At 64.3% G+C, this 18,826-nt stretch carries 17 protein-coding genes; 10 read left to right on the top strand and 7 right to left on the bottom strand.

The window, feature by feature from the left end; genetic code table 11:
- Window positions 1–135 precede the first annotated feature (135 nt).
- On the top strand, window positions 136–831 hold the full coding sequence (locus tag A3AI_RS0102315) for a glutathione S-transferase family protein (protein ID WP_024514021.1): 696 nt from the start codon (window positions 136–138) through the stop codon (window positions 829–831).
- Here A3AI_RS0102315 and A3AI_RS0102310 read toward each other — a convergent pair whose 3' ends face one another.
- Window positions 832–1,746: a PepSY domain-containing protein gene (locus tag A3AI_RS0102310; RefSeq protein WP_024514020.1), complete on the bottom strand. Its 915-nt coding sequence runs from the start codon at window positions 1,744–1,746 to the stop codon at window positions 832–834.
- A 594-nt stretch (window positions 1,747–2,340) separates the two neighbouring features.
- Here A3AI_RS0102310 and A3AI_RS0102300 point away from each other — a divergent pair.
- Window positions 2,341–3,906, top strand: coding sequence for a DUF1800 domain-containing protein (locus A3AI_RS0102300; protein WP_024514019.1), 1,566 nt, complete (start codon window positions 2,341–2,343; stop codon window positions 3,904–3,906).
- Window positions 3,903–5,141, top strand: a complete 1,239-nt coding sequence (locus tag A3AI_RS0102295) for a DUF1501 domain-containing protein (protein WP_024514018.1) — start codon at window positions 3,903–3,905, stop codon at window positions 5,139–5,141. The genes A3AI_RS0102300 and A3AI_RS0102295 overlap by 4 nt, the downstream gene beginning before the upstream one ends.
- A 52-nt stretch (window positions 5,142–5,193) precedes the next feature.
- Here A3AI_RS0102295 and A3AI_RS0102290 read toward each other — a convergent pair whose 3' ends face one another.
- From A3AI_RS0102290 to A3AI_RS0102255, 6 genes are all read right to left on the bottom strand, one after another.
- Window positions 5,194–6,132: an aldo/keto reductase gene (locus A3AI_RS0102290; protein WP_024514017.1), complete on the bottom strand. Its 939-nt coding sequence runs from the start codon at window positions 6,130–6,132 to the stop codon at window positions 5,194–5,196.
- Between the two features lie 300 nt (window positions 6,133–6,432).
- Complete coding sequence (locus A3AI_RS0102285; RefSeq protein ID WP_024514016.1) at window positions 6,433–6,891, bottom strand: GNAT family N-acetyltransferase; 459 nt, start codon at window positions 6,889–6,891, stop codon at window positions 6,433–6,435.
- 657 nt (window positions 6,892–7,548) lie between these two features.
- On the bottom strand, window positions 7,549–7,773 hold the full coding sequence (locus A3AI_RS0102270; RefSeq protein WP_156927597.1) for a hypothetical protein: 225 nt from the start codon (window positions 7,771–7,773) through the stop codon (window positions 7,549–7,551).
- 5 nt (window positions 7,774–7,778) lie between these two features.
- Window positions 7,779–8,594, bottom strand: coding sequence for a PAS-domain containing protein (locus A3AI_RS0102265; protein ID WP_024514014.1), 816 nt, complete (start codon window positions 8,592–8,594; stop codon window positions 7,779–7,781).
- 148 nt (window positions 8,595–8,742) lie between these two features.
- Complete coding sequence (locus A3AI_RS48660) at window positions 8,743–8,919, bottom strand: hypothetical protein (RefSeq protein ID WP_198030044.1); 177 nt, start codon at window positions 8,917–8,919, stop codon at window positions 8,743–8,745.
- Between the two features lie 260 nt (window positions 8,920–9,179).
- Window positions 9,180–9,833 carry a glutathione S-transferase family protein gene (locus A3AI_RS0102255; protein ID WP_024514013.1) on the bottom strand — a complete coding sequence of 218 codons (654 nt, stop codon included), beginning with the start codon at window positions 9,831–9,833 and terminating at the stop codon, window positions 9,180–9,182.
- Between the two features lie 758 nt (window positions 9,834–10,591).
- Between A3AI_RS0102255 and A3AI_RS0102250 the strand changes: the two genes are divergently transcribed.
- The 7 genes from A3AI_RS0102250 (at window position 10,592) to A3AI_RS0102220 (ending at window position 18,758) form a co-directional block, all read left to right on the top strand.
- Entirely contained in the window at window positions 10,592–11,794 is a 1,203-nt protein-coding gene (locus tag A3AI_RS0102250; protein WP_024514012.1) for a pyridoxal phosphate-dependent aminotransferase, read from the top strand.
- Between the two features lie 181 nt (window positions 11,795–11,975).
- On the top strand, window positions 11,976–12,458 hold the full coding sequence (locus A3AI_RS0102245; protein WP_024514011.1) for a DUF992 domain-containing protein: 483 nt from the start codon (window positions 11,976–11,978) through the stop codon (window positions 12,456–12,458).
- Between the two features lie 227 nt (window positions 12,459–12,685).
- Window positions 12,686–14,734 carry an elongation factor G gene (locus tag A3AI_RS0102240; RefSeq protein ID WP_024514010.1) on the top strand — a complete coding sequence of 683 codons (2,049 nt, stop codon included), beginning with the start codon at window positions 12,686–12,688 and terminating at the stop codon, window positions 14,732–14,734.
- 233 nt (window positions 14,735–14,967) lie between these two features.
- Window positions 14,968–15,240, top strand: coding sequence for a helix-turn-helix domain-containing protein (locus A3AI_RS0102235; RefSeq protein WP_024514009.1), 273 nt, complete (start codon window positions 14,968–14,970; stop codon window positions 15,238–15,240).
- A gap of 56 nt (window positions 15,241–15,296) precedes the next feature.
- Window positions 15,297–17,057 carry a SulP family inorganic anion transporter gene (locus A3AI_RS0102230; protein ID WP_024514008.1) on the top strand — a complete coding sequence of 587 codons (1,761 nt, stop codon included), beginning with the start codon at window positions 15,297–15,299 and terminating at the stop codon, window positions 17,055–17,057.
- Between the two features lie 182 nt (window positions 17,058–17,239).
- Complete coding sequence (locus A3AI_RS0102225; protein WP_024514007.1) at window positions 17,240–17,875, top strand: YoaK family protein; 636 nt, start codon at window positions 17,240–17,242, stop codon at window positions 17,873–17,875.
- A gap of 37 nt (window positions 17,876–17,912) precedes the next feature.
- Complete coding sequence (locus tag A3AI_RS0102220; RefSeq protein ID WP_024514006.1) at window positions 17,913–18,758, top strand: shikimate dehydrogenase; 846 nt, start codon at window positions 17,913–17,915, stop codon at window positions 18,756–18,758.
- The last annotated feature ends 68 nt before the right edge of the window (window positions 18,759–18,826 follow it).

Genomic DNA, 18,826 nt, shown 5'->3' with positions numbered 1-18,826 from the left:
CTGTGCAGACAGTCGCCTTCATGACCGGGCTTGACCCGGCCATGAACGTATGGCCACAAACAAGGTAGGTCGTGGATACCCGGTCAAGCTCGGGCATCACCAGAAAGATGCGGTCCACTCGATGCAGTCCACTCAATGACACTGAAACTCTACGAATTGGTCGGCACCGACGGCGGGCGCCCGTTCAGCCCGTATTGCTGGCGGACGCGGATGGCGCTGGCGCACAAGGGGCTGACGGCCAACTCGATTCCCTGGCGCTTCACCGAGAAGGCGTCGATCGCGCCGCACGGCTCGGAGAAAGTGCCGGTGCTGCTGCATGGCGACAAGCCCGTGGTCGAATCCTGGGTGATCGCGAATTATCTGGAAGACGCTTTTCCGGATCGTGCCTCGCTGTTCGGCGGCGAAGGCGGCCGTGCGACAATGCGGATGCTGAACTGGTGGGGCGATATCGCTGTGGTCGGCGGCATCTTTCCGCTGATCGCTGCCGACATTCCCGGCCATCTCGGCGAGGCCGATGCGGCCTATTTCCGTGCCTCGCGCGAGGCGCGGCTCGGCAGGCCGCTGGAAGAGGTTGCCAGTATGCGTGACAAGGGTGTCGTCAATTTTCGCAAATCGCTCGATCCGCTGCGGCTGACCCTGAAGACGCAACCCTATCTCGGCGGCGATGCGCCGAACTATGCCGACTTCATCGTGTTCGGCGGCTTCCAATGGGCGCGCGTGGTGAGCCCGTTCAAACTGCTCGAAGCCGACGACCCAGTCTATGCCTGGCGCGAGCGCTTGCTCGACGCGTTCGACGGCCTGGCGCGGAAATCGCCGGGTTTTGCGGTGTGACTACGCCGCCGATTTCAGCGGCACGGCCACGCGGTGGCGGCGCAAGTGTCTCAGCCGCGCCCACCGCCGCCCCCAGTGCGTGACGCCTGTCACCAGCAGCGTCAGCAGCACCAGCGACACCAAGGCATTGAGCAGGCTCGTGACGGGCACCGTACCGTTGCCCTCATGGATCAGGCGCGGCCAGTTGCGCGGCAGCGGCGTGAGGCCATCGGCGCCGACTGAATAGAAACGGAGTTCGCCGCCGTCATAAAGCCGCGCCATCATGCGGCCGCCGCGCGAGGTGATGGAGATGACGGAGGCGAGGTCGCGGGACTGCGCGACCGCGCGCACCGCGTCGGGCAGCGACAGCGAGCGTCCCTTCGATGCCGGCGCCTCGCTCGCAAAGGTGAGGCCGAACGCCATGCAAAGACCGGTCAGCGGGCAAAGCAGGATCAGCGGCAATGAGATCCAGGCCGCGCCCTTGTGCCAGCCCGCGAGATTGTTGCGCAGCCGTGGAAAACCCATGGCGATGCCGATCAGCATCACAGCCAGCATCGCAATGGTCGAAGCGATGACCAGCCATTGCTGGCCGAGCAGTCGCTCATGGTTGAAGCGGGCCCAGACGATGATGTCGGCGAGGTCGAGGCCGGGCTCGACTTTCTCGCCGCTCGAAAGATCGATCTGCAGCGCGCCGGAGCCCTGAAATCTCAGCCGCTGCGCGGTTGCATTGATGAAGACGCCGCGTGCCTTGCCGTCAGGATCGTAGCGCTTGATGAGATCGACCACGCGCGTCGCGTCGACGGAGTTTGCTACACCACTGTGCTGCACCATCGGTTCCAAGGAGAGAATGACTCCCGTCAGGATGATGGCAAGCAGCGGCAGTGCGAACACGAGGCTTGCCCAGCGGTGAAGCTTGAGCAGCAGGCTTTTAGTCACGGATGTCTCCGGCGGACGAGCAAAACTGGCGTGCTCGCAGATGCAGAACAAAAGAGAATTTGTCCATGCATCGCACCTTGATTCAGAACAAATCTAAATTCGTCGCCGTGCTTGTTTTGCAGGCGGCGAATGATGCGTGCTTCATGAAGAAATTTTTAATCACGCATCACGCGACATCGTCGTGATGTCGTCACGAACGAAGCAGCGTCAGCTGCTGGTCTGCTGCTGTTCACGCGCGCGTTTGCGCAGGCAGCTTGGGCACAGGCAACCGGCAGCGCCTTCTTCCGGCATTGGTAGCCGCGCCGTTTCATCCATGCACCAGCACGCGCCGTCGGGATCGCAGCCGAAGGCTGTTCCGCAAGATGAACAGTTAACCCGGCGTGAAGTGAGGGATTCTTTCCGATTTGTCATGCAAAGTCGCGCGAATCCGCCGCGGTCTTAAGGTGGGGTTCATCACGGACGGCGCTACCATGATCGCCGACGATTATAGCAGCGCTGTATCCTGACGCCACCGGGCTGGGCCCGGAGACGTGGGCTCCGAGACATGGGCCCGAAGACATGGGTCCGAAGACATGGCGCGAAGGGAAGACGACAATGTCCCGCGATTCGCAAGCAGCTCTCGTTGCGCTTCATCGGTTCGGCTTTGGGGCGCGGGGTGGCGCGTCAGGCGATTTTGTCGATGCGGCCTCCGATCCCCGCGGCTTTGTGAAGGCTGAGCTTCTGCGCGCCAGCGGCGCGCTGTTGGAGGCGCGGGGCTTGCAGTCCACGCCGCTGCTGGCGCAAGCCGCCTTCGCCTATCAGCTCGAAGTCAGGAAGGCGCGCGAGGCCGCCCCCAAATCGGGACAGCCCGTGGAGATGCTGCCTGCGCCGACCACAGACGACAAGCCGCAGCGGCACAACCTCTCGCTCAACGCCATGGACATGACTGCACAGCCGCAGGCGATGAAAGCGCCAGACAATGCCGCCGGCGGCACTGTCGCGACCGCGCCCGAGACGATGCAGTCGAACGCGGCAAAGCCGCAAGTCGCGCAGCCGGCGCAGCAACCCAACGTGATCCAGAAGACGTTTCGCGCGGAGGCGCTGGCACGGCTGCAGCGCGCCGTGCTCGCCGATTGCGGCGTCACCGAGCGGCTGGTCGCATTCTGGTCCAATCATTTCTGCATCTCCGCCAGCAAGGGGCAGCTGGGCCGGATCTGGGCCGGCTCCTTCGAGCGTGAAGCCATCCGCCCGCATGTGCTCGGCCGCTTCGCCGACATGCTGAAGGCGGTGGAGCAGCACCCGGCCATGCTGTTCTTCCTCGACAACCAGCAGTCTTTGGGGCCGGATTCGCGGGCCGGGCAGAACCGCAAGCGCGGCTTGAACGAAAATCTCGCGCGCGAGATCATGGAATTGCACACGCTCGGCGTCGGCGGCGGCTACACGCAAGAGGACGTTACCTCGCTTGCGCGCATCATCACCGGCTGGACCTTCGTCGGGCGCCAGGGCATTCTCGGCCAGCCCGGCAGCTTCGTATTCAACGCCAATGCGCACGAGCCGGGTCCGCAAATGCTGCTCGGCAAGAGCTATCCGGCCGGCGGCGTCGAGCAGGGCGAGGCCGCGCTCGCCGACATCGCACGCCATCCCTCCACCGCAAAATTCATCGCAACCAAGCTTGTCAGGCATTTCGTCGCGGACGATCCGCCGCCCGCGCTGGTCGCGCGCCTCGCCGACACTTTCGCCAAAACCGACGGCGATCTGAAAGCCGTGACATTGGCGCTGCTAGATTCCGACGAAGCCTGGTCGGCGCCGTTGACCAAGATGCGCAGCCCCTATGAATACCTCATCGCGACCGGGCGGCTGCTTGCGCATGTGCCGGAGGAGCCCGGTCCCTATCTCGGCGGGCTCAACGTGCTAGGCCAACCGCTGTGGTCGCCGGCAGGCCCGAACGGTTTCCCCGATACCAACGCCGCCTGGGCGGCGCCCGAGGGCATGAAGCTGCGCCTGGACATTGCCGCGCAGGTGTCGTCCCGCGTCGGCAACAACATCGATGCGCGCGAGCTGCTCGAGTTCGCGTTTGCGGACACGGCCTCGCCCGAGACGCGCCGCACCATCGAGCGTGCGGAAACGCGCCAGCAGGCGCTGGCGCTGCTTTTGATGTCGCCGGAATTCCAGAGGAGATGACCATGGAATGCTGTGAGAGCCGTCTGCTGACCTCGCGGCGTGCACTTCTGATCGGCGGCGCGAGCTTCGCGGCCTGGGCTTACATGCCGAAATTTGCGCGCGCGGCCGATGGCCGCGATCCGCGCATGATCACGGTGATCCTGCGCGGCGCGCTCGACGGCCTCGCCACCGTGGCACCGGTCGGCGATCCCGATTATGCCCCGCTGCATGGCGCGATCGCGCTGACCCGCGACGGGGCGCACGCGGCGCCGATGCTGGATTCTTTCTTTGCGCTGCATCCGTCGATGCCGGAGTTCGCGCGGATGTTTGGGAACAAGCAGGCCGCGGTCGTCCATGCGGTGTCGACGCCCTACCGCGACCGCTCGCATTTCGACGGTCAGGACGTGCTGGAAAGCGGCTTTGCCGGTCCCGGCCGGGTGCAGTCCGGCTGGCTCAACCGCGCGCTGCAGGCACTGCCGCAGGGCGAGCGCGTCACGGGCGCGCTTGCGGTTGGTCCGACCACGCCGTTGGTGTTGCGCGGCCCGGCGCTCACTGTCGGCTGGGAGCCGGTAGCGCTGCCGCAGGCCGCCGACGATACCGCGGCGCGACTGATCGAGCTCTACCGGCATCGCGATCCCGCGCTTGCGACCTCGCTGCAGGAAGGCATCGCGCTCGACAGGCAGGCACAAGGAGATGCCATGAATCGCGACGACATGAAGCCGAAGCCCGGCAGCGGGGCGCCGGCGCGGATGCGCCAGGTCGCGCGCGGCGCGGCAAAGCTGATGGCGGCCGATGACGGCCCGCGCATTGCGGCACTCGCTTTCGACGGCTGGGATACGCATGCGAATGAAGGCGGCCCGGTCGGCCGGCTCGCCGGCCTGCTCTCCGGCCTCGACGGCGCGCTTTCGGAATTCGAAAGCGGCCTGGGGCCGCATTGGCGCGACGCCGTGATCGTGGTCGCGACCGAGTTCGGCCGCACCGCGCGCATCAACGGCACCGAGGGCACAGATCATGGCACCGGCACCATCGCGTTGCTCGCCGGTGGCGCGGTGAAAGGCGGCCGCGTGATCACGAACTGGCCGTCTCTGAAGGCCTCCAGCCTTTATGAAGGCCGCGACCTCGCGCCAACCATCGACTTGCGCACCGTGATCAAGGGCGTGCTCGCGGATCACTTGGGTCTCGGCGAGCGCGTGCTCGCGGACGCCGTGTTTCCCGACAGTGCGATGGCAAAGCCGATGAAGGGGCTGATTGCTTGACTTCCCTTGCCTCTCCCCACGAAGAGGGCGGGGAGAGGGGGAGGAGACACACCTACTTCGTGATCTCGTCGATCTCCGCCATGTCCTGCGCGGTCGGGCTCCAGGCGATCGCCTTCACGTTTTGCTCGACCTGCTCGACGCGGGTGGCACCCGCGATGACGCTGGCGACTTGCGGCCGGGCGGCGAGCCAGGAGAAGGCGAGCTCGAGCAGGGTGTGGCCGCGCGCTTCGGCGAAGGCCTTGAGCTTGTCGACGATCTCCTCGTTGCGTGGCGTGATGTAGCGGTCGCGCAGCACCTGGACCTTGCCTAAGCGCGTATCCGCAGGGGCCGCCGCGCCCCGCTGGTACTTGCCGGTGAGGAGCCCACTGGCCAGCGGAAAGAACGGCAGCAGTCCGAGCTTGTATTCCTGCGCGGCCGGCAGCAGGTCCTTCTCGATATCGCGCACCACGAGGCTGTACTCGTCCTGGCAGGAGATGAAGCGGTTTGCATTCATCGCGCGCGCGGTGAACTCGGCTTCGGCGATGCGCCAGGCGGGGAAGTTGGAATTGCCGAGATAGCGCACCTTGCCCTGCCGCACGAGGTCGTCGAGCGCGCGCAGCGTCTCCTCGATCGGCGTCAGGGAATCGTAATCGTGCTGCTGGTAGAGGTCGATATAGTCGGTCTTCAGCCGCCTCAGGCTGGCGTCCACCGCCTCCATGATGTAGCGGCGCGAGGCGCCCTGCTTGGTGCCGTCGGTCGCCATCGGCTTCGAGAATTTGGTGGCAAGCACGATGTCCTTGCGGCGGTCGCCGAGCACGGTGCCAAGCACTGTCTCCGAGCCGCCCATGCCCGCATAGATGTCGGCGGTGTCGAACAGCGTAATGCCGAGATCAAGCGCCCTGTGGATGACTTTCCGCGAGGTTTCGAGATCCGTGCGCTGGCCGAAATTGTTGCAGCCGAGGCCGACCGCGGAAACGCGTAAGCCGGAGCCGCCGAGATTGCGAATTTGCATGAATGATCCTGTAACCAAACGGGGAGGGCGTGCATTGTGACGCGCAGGAAGGCTTGCCGCAAGACGCGGGTCTGTCACGCAAAATCATGCAATGGGGCAGCGGTTGCGTCCCGACCGATCGACAAACAGGCCCTAAAAAAGTGCGGCCCCGGTCAGACGCGGCGACTGACGGGGACCGCTGGGGCGCTTGATCCGTGACGGGGGGCCTGATCAGACGCAGCCGCAGCGTAGCCATGCATTGTAACGTGGCGGTGACATCTTGACTTATCCACAGGCTGGTGACGTCAGAGAAAAGCCGTTTCAAAACAACTTGCGGTAGACAATGAAGCCGGACCGTTCGGCGATGCGATCGTAGAGTTGTTGCGCGGTGATGTTGGTCTCGTGGGTCTGCCAATAGACGCGCGACGATCCCGCAAGCTTGGCCTGTTCATAGACGCCTTCGATCAGCGCGCGCCCGACGCCCTTGCCACGCGCGGCCTGCGCCGTGAAGAGGTCCTGCAGGTAGCAGATCGGCGCAATCGCGGTGGTGCTGCGGTGAAACAGGTAATGCACGAGCCCCAGCAACGCGCCGCCATCATCGGCGACCAGCGCACGCACTGGCTCGTAGGCATCGAAGAAGCGTGACCACGTCATGTCGGTGATCTCGCGCTTGAGCGCGGTCGCACCGGCGCGACCGTAAAACGCGTTGTAGCCGTCCCACAAGGGCAGCCATTTGTCGAAGTCGTCGCGGCGAACAGGGCGGATGGAGGGCGAGGACATTTCAATTCTTTCCAAACTTTGCACCAATGAGGCATCGCCATCGGCGATGCGGCGCTGGGCCCAGGTTAGACTAGGGCTTGAACTCGTAAACTGCCAGCGGCGGATTGCTTGCAGAAACAAAGAGGCCCGGCGCAAACGCTGGGGCTTTTGCTGACAGCGGCCTGGGCCGGCTGTTTAGCGATGTCGCGTCGGTTGATCATTTGGCGCGGAAGGGTCCCACATCAACGGATGATACCCTTTGACGTTCCGGCATCATTCGCTGACACCCAAGCCGCTCCAAAAGCCTGGCCCAAAGCGGCCACGGTCTTCGCGACGCCGCTTGAGCCGTTGACCAAGCCGAAGTGATTGCCGCAGCCTACCCGTTTCAGCCGGCTGCGTTGGCGCGTTATTTCGCGGGGTCGGCCAGAATGATCTCGCAACGCACACATGGCCCCTGTGACCCGAAACGGCGGTAATTCGTGCTTGTTAGCCGGCATTCGCGGGTGCATGATTGAGGGCATGCCTTCTGGGCTAGGGAGCGCGTGTCATGCGTCGTTTCATTGAAAGCGAAACCGCTTATCGGGTCGGCATGATCGGTCTCGGGCTTCTCCCCATCGGAATGGTGCTGGCTGTTCTGTTCGTTGAGTGAACCGCGCTTCGCGACGACGGGAAGTTCTTTCAGTCGACGAGCGGAAGAACGATCGCGCCCTCGCGCATGACGTCGATCTCGTCCGCCCAATGCTGCAATAGCTCAACGCGTTCGGGCAAGCGGTCGAGCCTGTCCTGTTGCATCTCCACCAGATCGCGCTCGGACCTTCTGCGGCCGTTGACGCGCTCGCGGTTCAGCACCGTCGTGGATGAGGAGCGGAAGCCGTGGGCGCACAACGGGCGAGGGTGAACCAAAGAGGCTACTCCGCGGCGCGCAGATTCCGCGCTAGCCCCCGAGTGCCACCGCCGCGCAGCGAACGGAGATAGTCTGCATCTGCGGGATTGTCGCCGTGGCGGACGAGGTCGGTGATCGGCGTGTAGCTCAGCATGCGCCCGCCGTCGGGCAATGCGGTGCAGGAGAAACGCAGCACCGGGCCGTCCTTGAGACGAATGTTGATCGGCGTGGAGTCGCCAATCCGCATCATCTCCATGCGCCTTGCAATGAAGGCGTTCAATTCGTCCGCCGGCAGCTCGAACGCGCCAGTGTCGCGGCCGTGATACATCAACGCGACGAAAGCAGGCCTGGAGTCGGCTTTCGCATCGGGCAGGCCGAAATAGTTGCGGAAGGCGCGGTTGATGAACTCGGCGCGGGTGTCGGCATCGAGCAGCACGATGCCGATGTCGACCTGGTCAAGCGCTGCCGCCAGCCGTTGCGCAGTGGCGTGCTCGGCGCGCTCATGCGCGAACGAGTCCATCAGCTGCTGCCGCAACAGCCCGGTGATCGCAGCCGTGCCGCCCGTGGTTGCGGCCAGCATCGCAAGCCGGACGAGATCGGACATCTGATAGCCGGGGGTCGCGCGGTGATCCAGGAAGAACAGCGCCGATCCGACAATCGCAATTCCCGCGCTGATCAGGCCCGAACGAAAGCCGCTCCACGACCCCGCCAGGGCGACGATCAACACCAGGAGTGGCGCCGGATTGGGAACGCCGATCAGGCCACGATCGATTGCGATCGCGGCCAGCGTTGTCGCTGCCGCCAGCACCGGACCGGAGATTGCGCGCCCATCGAATTGCATGCCGGTTCTTGCCCCTGCGAGGAGCTTAAGCGCCGGATGCGCCGGATTGTGTCTCGCGGCAGGGAATCTTTGCAGCGATGATGAAACACCGCTTGCACTGACGGTGCGAGTTTAACGATCTGTTGGATCAAATCGTAGGAAATCGCGGTTAACCGAGCAGAGGCATCGCCATGCTGGTCTTGGTCCCGAGCACGGTGAGGCACATCATGAGGCACAGCGAGACCGCGCCGAGCACGAGCGCCGCTGCGACGGCGTCAATCAGGCGGGACGACGCGACCGGGGCGCTGTGGCCGTTAAAGCCTGCAGAGCCGGACAACCGTTTCATGGCGAAATCAATCCTCATGCGTGCCGAACGAATCACTTGCGCGTTACTGCAATGTTGCAGCGATCACCGGCGAGATTGCGGCGGGAGCCGCGACGAAAGTGGCCGTTTCGCCGCAAAGGTTAACGTTCCGCTGCTTGTTGTTAACTTTTGACGCAATCTGAACCGGGACGGCGCCAACGCGCCTCCAGCGACAAACGGCGAAGCCGTTTGCGCAGGGATGACGGTGCGAGATGGGAGGCTGGTGTCGCCAAAAGTGACCCTCACAACCCCGCCACAATGCTGGTGGGCTCATCAACGATCTCCGCCGGCCTCCAGTCCATGGCGACGAAGTCAGGGGTGTGCTCGACGCGCTTCAGCCAGGCGCGGATGGCGGGGAAGGTCGAGAGGTCGAAGTCGCAGCGGTCGGCAACATGGGTGTAGCCGTAGAGCGCGATGTCGGCGACCGTGAGCTGGCCGGCGGCGAAATAGTCATGGTTCCTGAGGTGATTTTCCATCACCTGCAGCGCGCCGTAGCCGCGTTCCATCCAGTCCTCCAGCGCATGCGTCTGCAGGGCGCGGCCGCCCTTCACCAGCGCCAGCCAGAAATAGGCGGCGCCGATATTCGGCTCCAGCGCATGCTGCTCGAAGAACATCCATTGCAACGCCTCGGCTCGCTCAATACGGGATTCCGGTGCGAGCGGCGTGCCGCCGCAGACATACCAGAGAATGGCGTTGGACTCGGCGAGATAACGTCCCTCCGCAACCTCCAGAAGCGGCACCTGGCCGCTTGGATTCTTGGCGAGGAATTCCGGCGTACGGCTCTCGCCGCGCAGGATGTCGACTTCGATGGCGTCGTACGGCGCGTTCAGAAGCGCCAGCGCAAGGCGGACCTTGTAGCTGTTGCCCGAACGCTGCATCGAATAGAGCTTGTACATTCTGCTGGTTCGACCTGATGAAGCGAGGACGCGACGCTGGATTGTTAACTTGCGCCGCAACGCGGCTAAACAATGATGCTCTTGTTAAAACGCCGCAAGGGTCAATCACTGGAAAAAGTCGAAATGCTCTGCCGCACTGCAACCGCATGCAACAACTTTCCAACACGCGACGACAATTCGGATCACACTTGCGCTAGGCGACATGCGGGCAGCGGCCGGGATGCGTTCCGTACCCCTCACGAAGGCCACGAGTGGAGCTGAAACAACTTCAGCGCGAGCGGCGCTGCCGTCAGGGCAAGGGCCAGCAGGCTTGCGCAGCGGAGCCGTTCACCCTTCGAGGCCCGCGCGGAGTCGGTCACCGGGTCGCGCGTTGCGGGGACCCGTTGGCTCAGGCACCTTGAATGACGGGTTCGTGAGCCTGACGCTTCTCACGTTAACACCCGCGTTTGCGTAGCTCTCGGAGCAATGCTGGCGGCTCTCGGAGCAATACGGTGCCCACGGCGCCGGGGCAGATGTGTTGACGATGTGCCGCTGTAAGTCAGTCCAGCTGGTATATTGCCGGTTATGAGCCATTTCCTCGCCGGGATTTGCAAATGTTGCGCGATGCGGATCGGCCAACTCAGACATTCCCTAAAGTTGGACCGTTTTCGCCAAAGTTTCTTGCAGCGCAGCGGATCGCGGCCTAGGGTGAGGATGTTCCCCCATCATGAAGAGTCGTGGACGCGAAGAAGCCGTTCCACGCCTGCAAGGAGGCCATTATGCCCTTTCTGTCCGCTGCGCTCGACCGTGTGAAGCCGTCCGCGACGATTGCGGTCACGGATAAAGCACGCGCGCTCAAAGCGGCGGGGCGCAATGTCATCGGCCTCGGCGCAGGCGAGCCGGATTTCGACACGCCCGCCAACATCAAGCTGGCGGCGATCCAGGCCATCGAGGCCGGCAAGACCAAGTACACCGACGTGACCGGCATTCCCGAGCTGAAGGAGGCGATCATCGCCAAGTTCCAGCGCGAGAACGGTCTCGTCTACAAGCCGAACCAGGTGATCGTCTCCACCGGTGGCAAGCAGGTGCTGTACAACGCGCTGGTCGCGACCCTCAATCCGGGCGACGAGGTCATCGTCCCCGCGCCCTATTGGGTCAGCTATCCTGAGATGGTGGCGCTCGCCGGTGGTGAACCGGTCTCCGTGGTCTGCCCCGCCGATACCGGCTTCAAGCTGAAGCCGGAGGATCTCGAAAAGGCGATCACGCCGAAGACGAAGTGGATCATCCTCAACTCGCCGTCCAACCCGACGGGTGCGGCCTATACCCGCGCCGAGCTGAAGGCGCTCACCGATGTGCTCGTCAAGCATCCGCATGTCTGGGTGATGACCGACGACATGTATGAGCACCTCGTCTATGACGACTTCCAGTTCACGACGCCCGCGCAGATCGAGCCGCGGCTGCTCGATCGCACGCTGACGGTGAACGGCGTCTCCAAGGCCTATTGCATGACCGGCTGGCGCATCGGCTATGCCGGCGGTCCGGCATCGCTGATCAAGGCGATGGCGACCATCCAGTCGCAATCGACCTCGAACCCATGTTCGATTGCGCAATGGGCGTCGGTGGAGGCGTTGAACGGTCCGCAGGAATTCATCCCCGCCAACAACAAGGCCTTCAAGGAGCGGCGCGACCTCGTGGTCTCCATGCTCAACCAGGCCAAGGGCATCGATTGCCCGCGGCCCGAGGGTGCGTTCTACGTCTACCCATCCTGCGCCGGCACCATCGGCAAGACCACGCCGTCTGGCAAGTTGCTCGGCAATGACGAGGATTTTGTCACCGAGCTGCTGGAGAGCGAAGGCGTTGCAGTGGTGCACGGCTCGGCGTTCGGTCTCGGGCCGGCGTTCCGTATCTCCTACGCGACAAAGACCTCGGACCTGGAAGATGCGTGCAAGCGCATCCAGCGCTTCTGCGGCAACCTGCGCTAAAATCATTCTGAACCGGCGCTGAATGTTGAGGGGCCCGCGCAAGCGGGCCTCTTTTCCTATTGCACGCTTGCAGTGCCCGCGAATCTGGAACCGCTGCCGATCCTGTGCCATAGAGAGCAGCGCCGGGATTACCGGCGAGCGTTCATCTTGGCTCGCATCACATTCCTCAGCCGGAGTTTTCATGCGCTACTTTACGTCCGCCGCAGCGATTGCCGCGACCCTGTTCACAACTGTCGGCGTTGCTGATGCGCAGCAGCCGGCGGCGCGCGTGCGCATCGGCGTGCTCGAATGCCGCGGCGGCGCCAGCGTCGGCTTCATCGTGGGCTCGGTGACCAATCTCGGTTGCGTGTTCCGGGTCGAGGGCGTGCCGGAAGACCGTTATATCGCCACCATTCGCAAGGTCGGCATCGATCTCGGTATCACCGAGGAAACCGCGCTGGGGTGGGCAGTCTATGCGCCGGTCGAACGGCTCGGACCGGGCGATCTCTCCGGCGATTATGCCGGCGCGCAGGGCAGTGCCTCTGTTGGCGTCGGGCTCGGCGGCAATGTGCTGGTCGGCGGTTCCAACAACTCCATCGCGCTGCAGCCGCTGAGCCTGCAAGGCCAGGTCGGTATCAACGTCGCCGCGGGGCTGGAGAGTTTGGAACTGCGGCCGGGACGTTAAGCGATTTCGCCTTTCACTTCGAGTCATTGCGGGTTCGATGCTGACGCATCGCCCCGGAATGACGGAAGCCAAATTGCTTCACTCGCAATGACTGCTTTCCACCAAGGAGTCATTGTCTCCGCACCGCAGCGTGAATTTTTTCCTGCTTGCCAAACAACCGGGGCAGGCAGAGCATAGATGTTTGCCGACCCAATCACGGGCCGAGCTCCAAATGAAGGAGGCGGCGAATGGGACAAGACGTCAGAAGTCCCCGAGGTCCACGGTGCATTGCACTGGTGGGCCCTTTCCAAAGCGGTAAAACCACACTTCTAGAGGCGATACTGGCACGGACGGGCGCAGTCGCGCGTGCCGGCAGCGTCGATGCCGGCACGTCCGTCGGCGATGCAAGTGCCGAGGCGCGCCATCACAAGATGAGCGTGTCGCTGACGGCTGCGACCACGACTTTCATGGGCGACAGCTACACTTTCGTCGACTGTCCGGGGTCGGTGGAGTTTTCGCATGACATGCGTGCGGCGCTGCCCGCGGTCGACGCCGCGGTCGTGGTGTGCGAGGCCGACGAGAAGAAGCTGCCGCAGCTGCAGATCATTCTGCGCGAGCTCGAGGATTTGAAAATCCCGCGCTTCCTGTTTCTCAACAAGATCGATCGCGCCAACGCGCGCGTCCGCGAGACGCTCGCGACCTTGCAGCCCGCCTCACGCGTGCCGCTGGTGCTGCGCCAGATCCCGATCTGGAACGGCGAATTGATCGAGGGTTTTGTCGATCTCGCGCTTGAGCGCGCCTTCGTCTATCGCGAGCACAAGGCCTCCGAAGTGGTCGAGCTCGCGGGCGGCAATCTCGACCGCGAGAAGGAAGCGCGCTTCTCCATGCTGGAAAAGCTCGCCGACCATGACGACGCGCTGATGGAACAGCTTCTGGAAGACATCCAGCCGCCGCGCGATGCCGTGTTCGACGATCTCGCCCGCGAGCTGCGCGAGGGGCAGATCTGTCCCGTGCTGCTCGGCTCTGCCGCGCGCGAAAATGGTGTGCTGCGGTTGATGAAGGCGCTGCGTCACGAGGCGCCTGATGCCACCGCGACCGCGGCGCGGCTCGGCGTCCCCGCGTCCAAGGATGCGCTGGGCTATGTGTTCAAGACCCTGCATCTGCAGCACGGCGGCAAGCTGTCGCTGACGCGGCTGTTCGCCGGCCATCTCGACGACGGCGCGACGTTGCAATCCTCCACAGGCCAGAGCGCGCGGGTGTCGGGCATTTACGCGGCCGGCAGCAGCCAGGACGGCAAGCGTGCCTCGGCCGAGGCCGGCGACACGGTCGCGCTCGGCAAGCTCGACACCATCAAAACGGGGGAAACCGTTTCAAGCGGCAAGACCGCGCCTGCCGCGCTTCTGACCGTGGCGCCAATGCCGCCGGTGCTGGCGATCTCGATCGCGGCCGCCGATCGCAAGGACGACGTCAAGCTCGGCCAGGCGTTGCTGCGGCTGAACGAGGAGGATGCCTCCCTCACCATGGTGCAAAACCCGCGCACCCACGACACCGTGCTGTGGGGGCAAGGCGAGATGCATCTGCGCGTCGCGCTGGAGCGCCTGCGCGAACGCTTCGGCGTCAACGTCAAATCGCATCCGCCCGTGGTCGGCTATCAGGAGACCATCCGCAAGCCGATCACCCAGCGCGGCCGGCACAAGAAACAGTCCGGCGGCCACGGCCAGTTCGGCGACGTGGTGCTCGACATCAAGCCGCTGGCGCGCGGCGAGGGCTTCCAGTTCGCGGAGAAGGTGGTCGGCGGCGCGGTGCCGCGCAACTACATCCCGGCGGTGGAAGAGGGCGTGGTCGACGGGCTCACGCGCGGGCCGCTCGGCTTCCCCGTCACCGATCTGGCGGTGACGCTGACCGACGGCTCCTATCACAGCGTCGATTCCTCCGACCTTGCGTTCCGGACCGCGGCGCGGGTGGGCTTGAGCGAGGGCCTGCCGCTATGCCAGCCGGTGCTGCTCGAGCCGATCCACACCGTGGAGATCGTCTGTCCGACGGATGCCACCGCCAAGATCAACGCCATCCTGTCGGCGCGGCGCGGGCAGATCCTCTCCTTCGACACCCGTGACGGCTGGCAGGGCTGGGACTGCGTCCGTGCCCTGATGCCGGAATCGGAGATCGGCGAATTGATCGTGGAATTGCGCTCCGCCACCGCCGGCGCCGGCAGCTTCACGCGTCAGTTCGATCACATGGCTGAAGTCACCGGCCGCGCTGCCGACCAGATCATCGCTGCGCATCGGGATGCGGCCTGAACGTCTGATTGCAAGGCCATCAAATGGGTCATGAATCCGCAAGTGGGTTCATGACCTCTTTTTTACTCGGGTCTCGAGCCGGATTCGCCCATGGCTCGCGCGCTGTTCCGCGAAATGAAAGCGCGGCTATGTGCGGCTCGTACGCGACGCTTGCTTTCGGCTTCGCATGATGTATTTTACATCATTGTACTTGTTTTAAATATCAACTATGCTGCTTTTTACGTGAGGCCGCAGTGATCACGTCTTTTCAGATGCGAGCGGCACGCGCGCTGCTCGGGATCGATCAAAAAACGCTCGCCGAGCTCGCGGGCGTGTCCTTGCCGACGATCCAGCGGATGGAGGCCAGCACGGGCACCGTCCGCGGCGTCGTCGAAACGCTGATCAAGGTGGTCGATGCGCTTGATGGCGCCGGTGTCGAACTGATCGGCGAACACGCGCGCAGCGACGATGGCGGACGCGGCGTTCGCCTGAAGCAACCGGGACCGCCTCGCCGCACGGGCGGCTAGTGCCTCGTGATGCCGACAGTCGGCCGGCGATCCATGACGGTGGCGGAGCATTGGGCATGAGCATCGCAAGCGAGCGCGCCGGCAGGGCGCATCAGCTGCATCAACCGACCTTCACCGAGCTCTATTTGCCGAAGCTCGTTACGGTGCTGCGCGAGGGTTATGGTTTCGGTGATTTTCGCGCCGATGTGATCGCGGGCCTGACGGTTGCGATCGTGGCGCTGCCGCTCTCGATGGCGATCGCAATCGCCTCGGGCGTGACGCCGGATCGCGGGCTCTATACCGCCGTGGTCGGCGGCTTCATCGTTTCGTTGTTGGGCGGCAGCCGCTTTCAGATCGGCGGACCCGCCGGCGCCTTCATCGTGCTGGTGTCGCTGACCGCCGAGCGCCACGGCATCGACGGCGTCATACTGGCCACGCTGATGGCCGGGCTTATACTGGTCGCGGCAGGATTTCTGCGCCTCGGCACCTACATCAAGTTCATTCCCTATCCGGTGACGGTCGGCTTCACCGCCGGCATCGCCGTCATCATCTTTGTCAGCCAGCTGAAGGACCTGTTCGGCCTTACGCTGACCACGAAAGAGCCGGGCGAATTGATCCCGAAGCTCGAGGCGCTCGCGCACGCATTGCCCACGGCCAATCTCTCGGCGGTGATGATCGCAGCGCTCAGCGTCGGCATCATTGGCGTGTTGCGGAGATGGCGGCCGGCCTGGCCCGGCATCCTGATCGCAGTCGTCGTGGCGGCGCTCGCCACATGGGCGTTGTCGCTGCCGGTGGAAACCATCGGCAGCCGCTTTGGCGGAATTCCCCGGGAATTGCCGCTGCCGGCATTGCCGCTCTTCTCCGCGGAGAAGGCGCAGGCGGTGCTGCCCGATGCCATCGCGTTCGCACTGCTTGCGGCCATTGAATCGCTGTTGTCCGCCGTGGTCGCCGACGGCATGACCGGCCGCCGGCACCGCTCCAACTGCGAATTGGTGGCGCAGGGATTTGCCAATATCGGATCGGCGCTGTTCGGGGGTATTTGTGTCACGGGCCTGATCGCGCGAACCGCCACCAACGTCCGGGCCGGAGCGCGCGGTCCGGTCTCGGGTATGCTGCATTCGGTGTTCCTGCTGGCGTTCATGCTGATCGCGGCGCCGCTGGCGAGCTATATCCCGCTCGCGGCGCTGGCCGCAGTATTGGTGGTCGTCGCCTGGACCATGGCGGAGAAGCAGGAGTTCGCAACCCTGATCCGGTCTTCGCGCGGCGACGCCACGGTGTTGCTCGCCACTTTTCTGCTGACGGTTTTCCGCGACCTCACGGAAGGCATCCTGGTCGGCTTCGCGCTCGGCGCGGTGCTGTTCATCAACCGCATGGCACAGATGACCGGCATCGAGAACGACACGCCTTTGGTCACGGCAGATCGGGCCGACGACGGCAATGGCGATCGCGTGCCCTATGATGCAAAGCTCGCTGTCGACCCCGAGGTGCTGGTCTATCGCATCACCGGCGCGTTCTTCTTCGGCGCGGCGTCGGCGATAGGGGCCGCACTCGAAGGCGTCGCTGAAAAACGCAAGGCATTCGTGGTCGATTTCGCGGCGGTGCCGTTCCTGGATTCGACGGCGGCGAACGTGATTGCGCGCGTCGCCGCCAAGGCCGCCCGCCAGGGCATCAAGCTGTTCATCACCGGAGCGTCGCCGACGGTACGCCGCGCCTTGCTGACCCATGGCGTGGGCCCGCGACGCGCTCGCTATCGCGCGACCATCGCGCGGGCCGTTGCGGACATCAAGGGAAGTGCTTCCGGGCCCGGCGTCGTGACCGACGATCTCGCCGCGGGCTAAAGCGCGATGAGATTTGGTTGAATCGTCGTCGCGCTTTAGCTCTTTGATTGAGCATGATCTTTTCGGAAAACCGCTACACACTTTTCCGGATCATGCTTTAGCCGCCGGCGCAGCCGGACTTTTCAAGCCTGTCCGTTTCGTGAACACTGTCGTCCGTTCGTGGAACGACGGTGCTCAACTCCATGCTCGATTCCTCCCGCAATATCGCGCTCGCCTGCGCGCTCAGCGCGCTGGCCGGTTATGTCGACGGCATCGGCTATCTGCATCTTGGCGGCCTGTTTGTCTCGTTCATGAGCGGCAACTCGACGCGGCTGGGGGTCACCCTCGCCGCCGGACAATGGACGGCGGCCAGCCAGGCGCTTGTGCTGATTGTCCTGTTCGTGGCAGGTGCCGCCGGCGGTTGCCTGATCGTGCTCGGCAGAGGCGTGCATCGCCAGCCCTGGGTGTTGCTCATTGAAGCGCTGCTGCTTGCGCTTGCCGCGCTCAGCTACGCCTTCGGCCTGTCCAGGGTAGCGATCGCCGCGATCGTGCTGGCGATGGGGCTGGAGAATGCGGTGTTCCAGATCAAGGGCGGAGGCGGACTTGGCCTGACCTATGTGACGGGCGCACTGGTGAAGGTCGGCCAATTGATTGCCGCGGCGCTCACTGGCGGCGCCCGCTTGGCCTGGGTGCCGAACCTGCTTCTGTGGGCGGCGCTGGTGGCCGGCGCAGTGCTCGGCGCCACCGCCTATCACTGGATCAGTCTCGCCGCGATCTGGTTTGCCGCAGCTTTTGCGTTTGCCTTGAGCGGCATTCTCGCTGTGACGAACCATCGATGATATTGACAGCCGCCGTCGCTTGGCCGATTGGACGGTCATGACCGATGCCGACAAAAGACCGCCTGCCGCCTGCCTGATCGGATGGCCGGCCGCACATTCGCGCTCGCCGCTGATCCATCATTACTGGCTGCGCGCGCTCGGCATTGCCGGCGGCTATACGATCGAGGCCGTGCCGCCGGAAGGCTTTGCCGACTTCGTCATGCGGCTTGCGCGCCGCGGCTTCGTCGGCGCCAATGTCACCATCCCGCACAAGGAGCGGGTGCTCGCGCTGTCCGCTCCGGACGCGCGCGCGCAGGCCGTCGGCGCCGCCAACACGCTGTGGTACGAGGACGGCGAATTGCGCTCGACCAACACCGACGTCGAGGGCTTCATCAACAATCTCGATGCTTGCGCGCCCGGATGGGACAAGGCAGAGGACGCGCTGGTGGTCGGCGCCGGCGGCTCCTCGCGCGCGGTCGTGTTCGGCCTGATCGAGCGCGGCATCGGGCGTGTCCATCTCGCCAACCGCACCTTCGAGCGCGCGCAGGCGATGGCCGACCAGTTCGGCGAGACGGTGCGTCCCATTGCCTGGGACGGGATCGGCGAGGTGCTGCCGAAGGCGGGTCTGTTCGTCAACACCACCTCGCTTGGCATGTACCGCCAGCCAGCGCTCAAGATCGACATCGCGCGCCTGCCGGCGCAGGCGGTGGTGTCGGATCTCGTCTATGTGCCGCTGGAAACGCCGCTGCTCGCCGCCGCCAAGGCGCGAAACTTGAGGACCGCCGACGGGCTCGGCATGCTGCTGCACCAGGCGGTGCGCGGATTCGAGTTGTGGTTCGGCAAGCGCCCGGAGGTGACGCCCGAACTCCGCGCATTGGTGGAAGCCGATCTCGCGGGCGCGTGAATTGCGATCATCCCATTATCACATCTCCGCTCGCGAGGTCGCGAGACGGAATATCATGAAAGATCAGG

The organism is Bradyrhizobium sp. Tv2a-2 (assembly GCF_000472425.1).
Classification (GTDB): Bacteria; Pseudomonadota; Alphaproteobacteria; order Rhizobiales; family Xanthobacteraceae; genus Bradyrhizobium.
The sequence above is the reverse complement of the archived record's forward strand: the minus strand, read 5'-3'. Positions and strand labels throughout refer to the sequence as shown.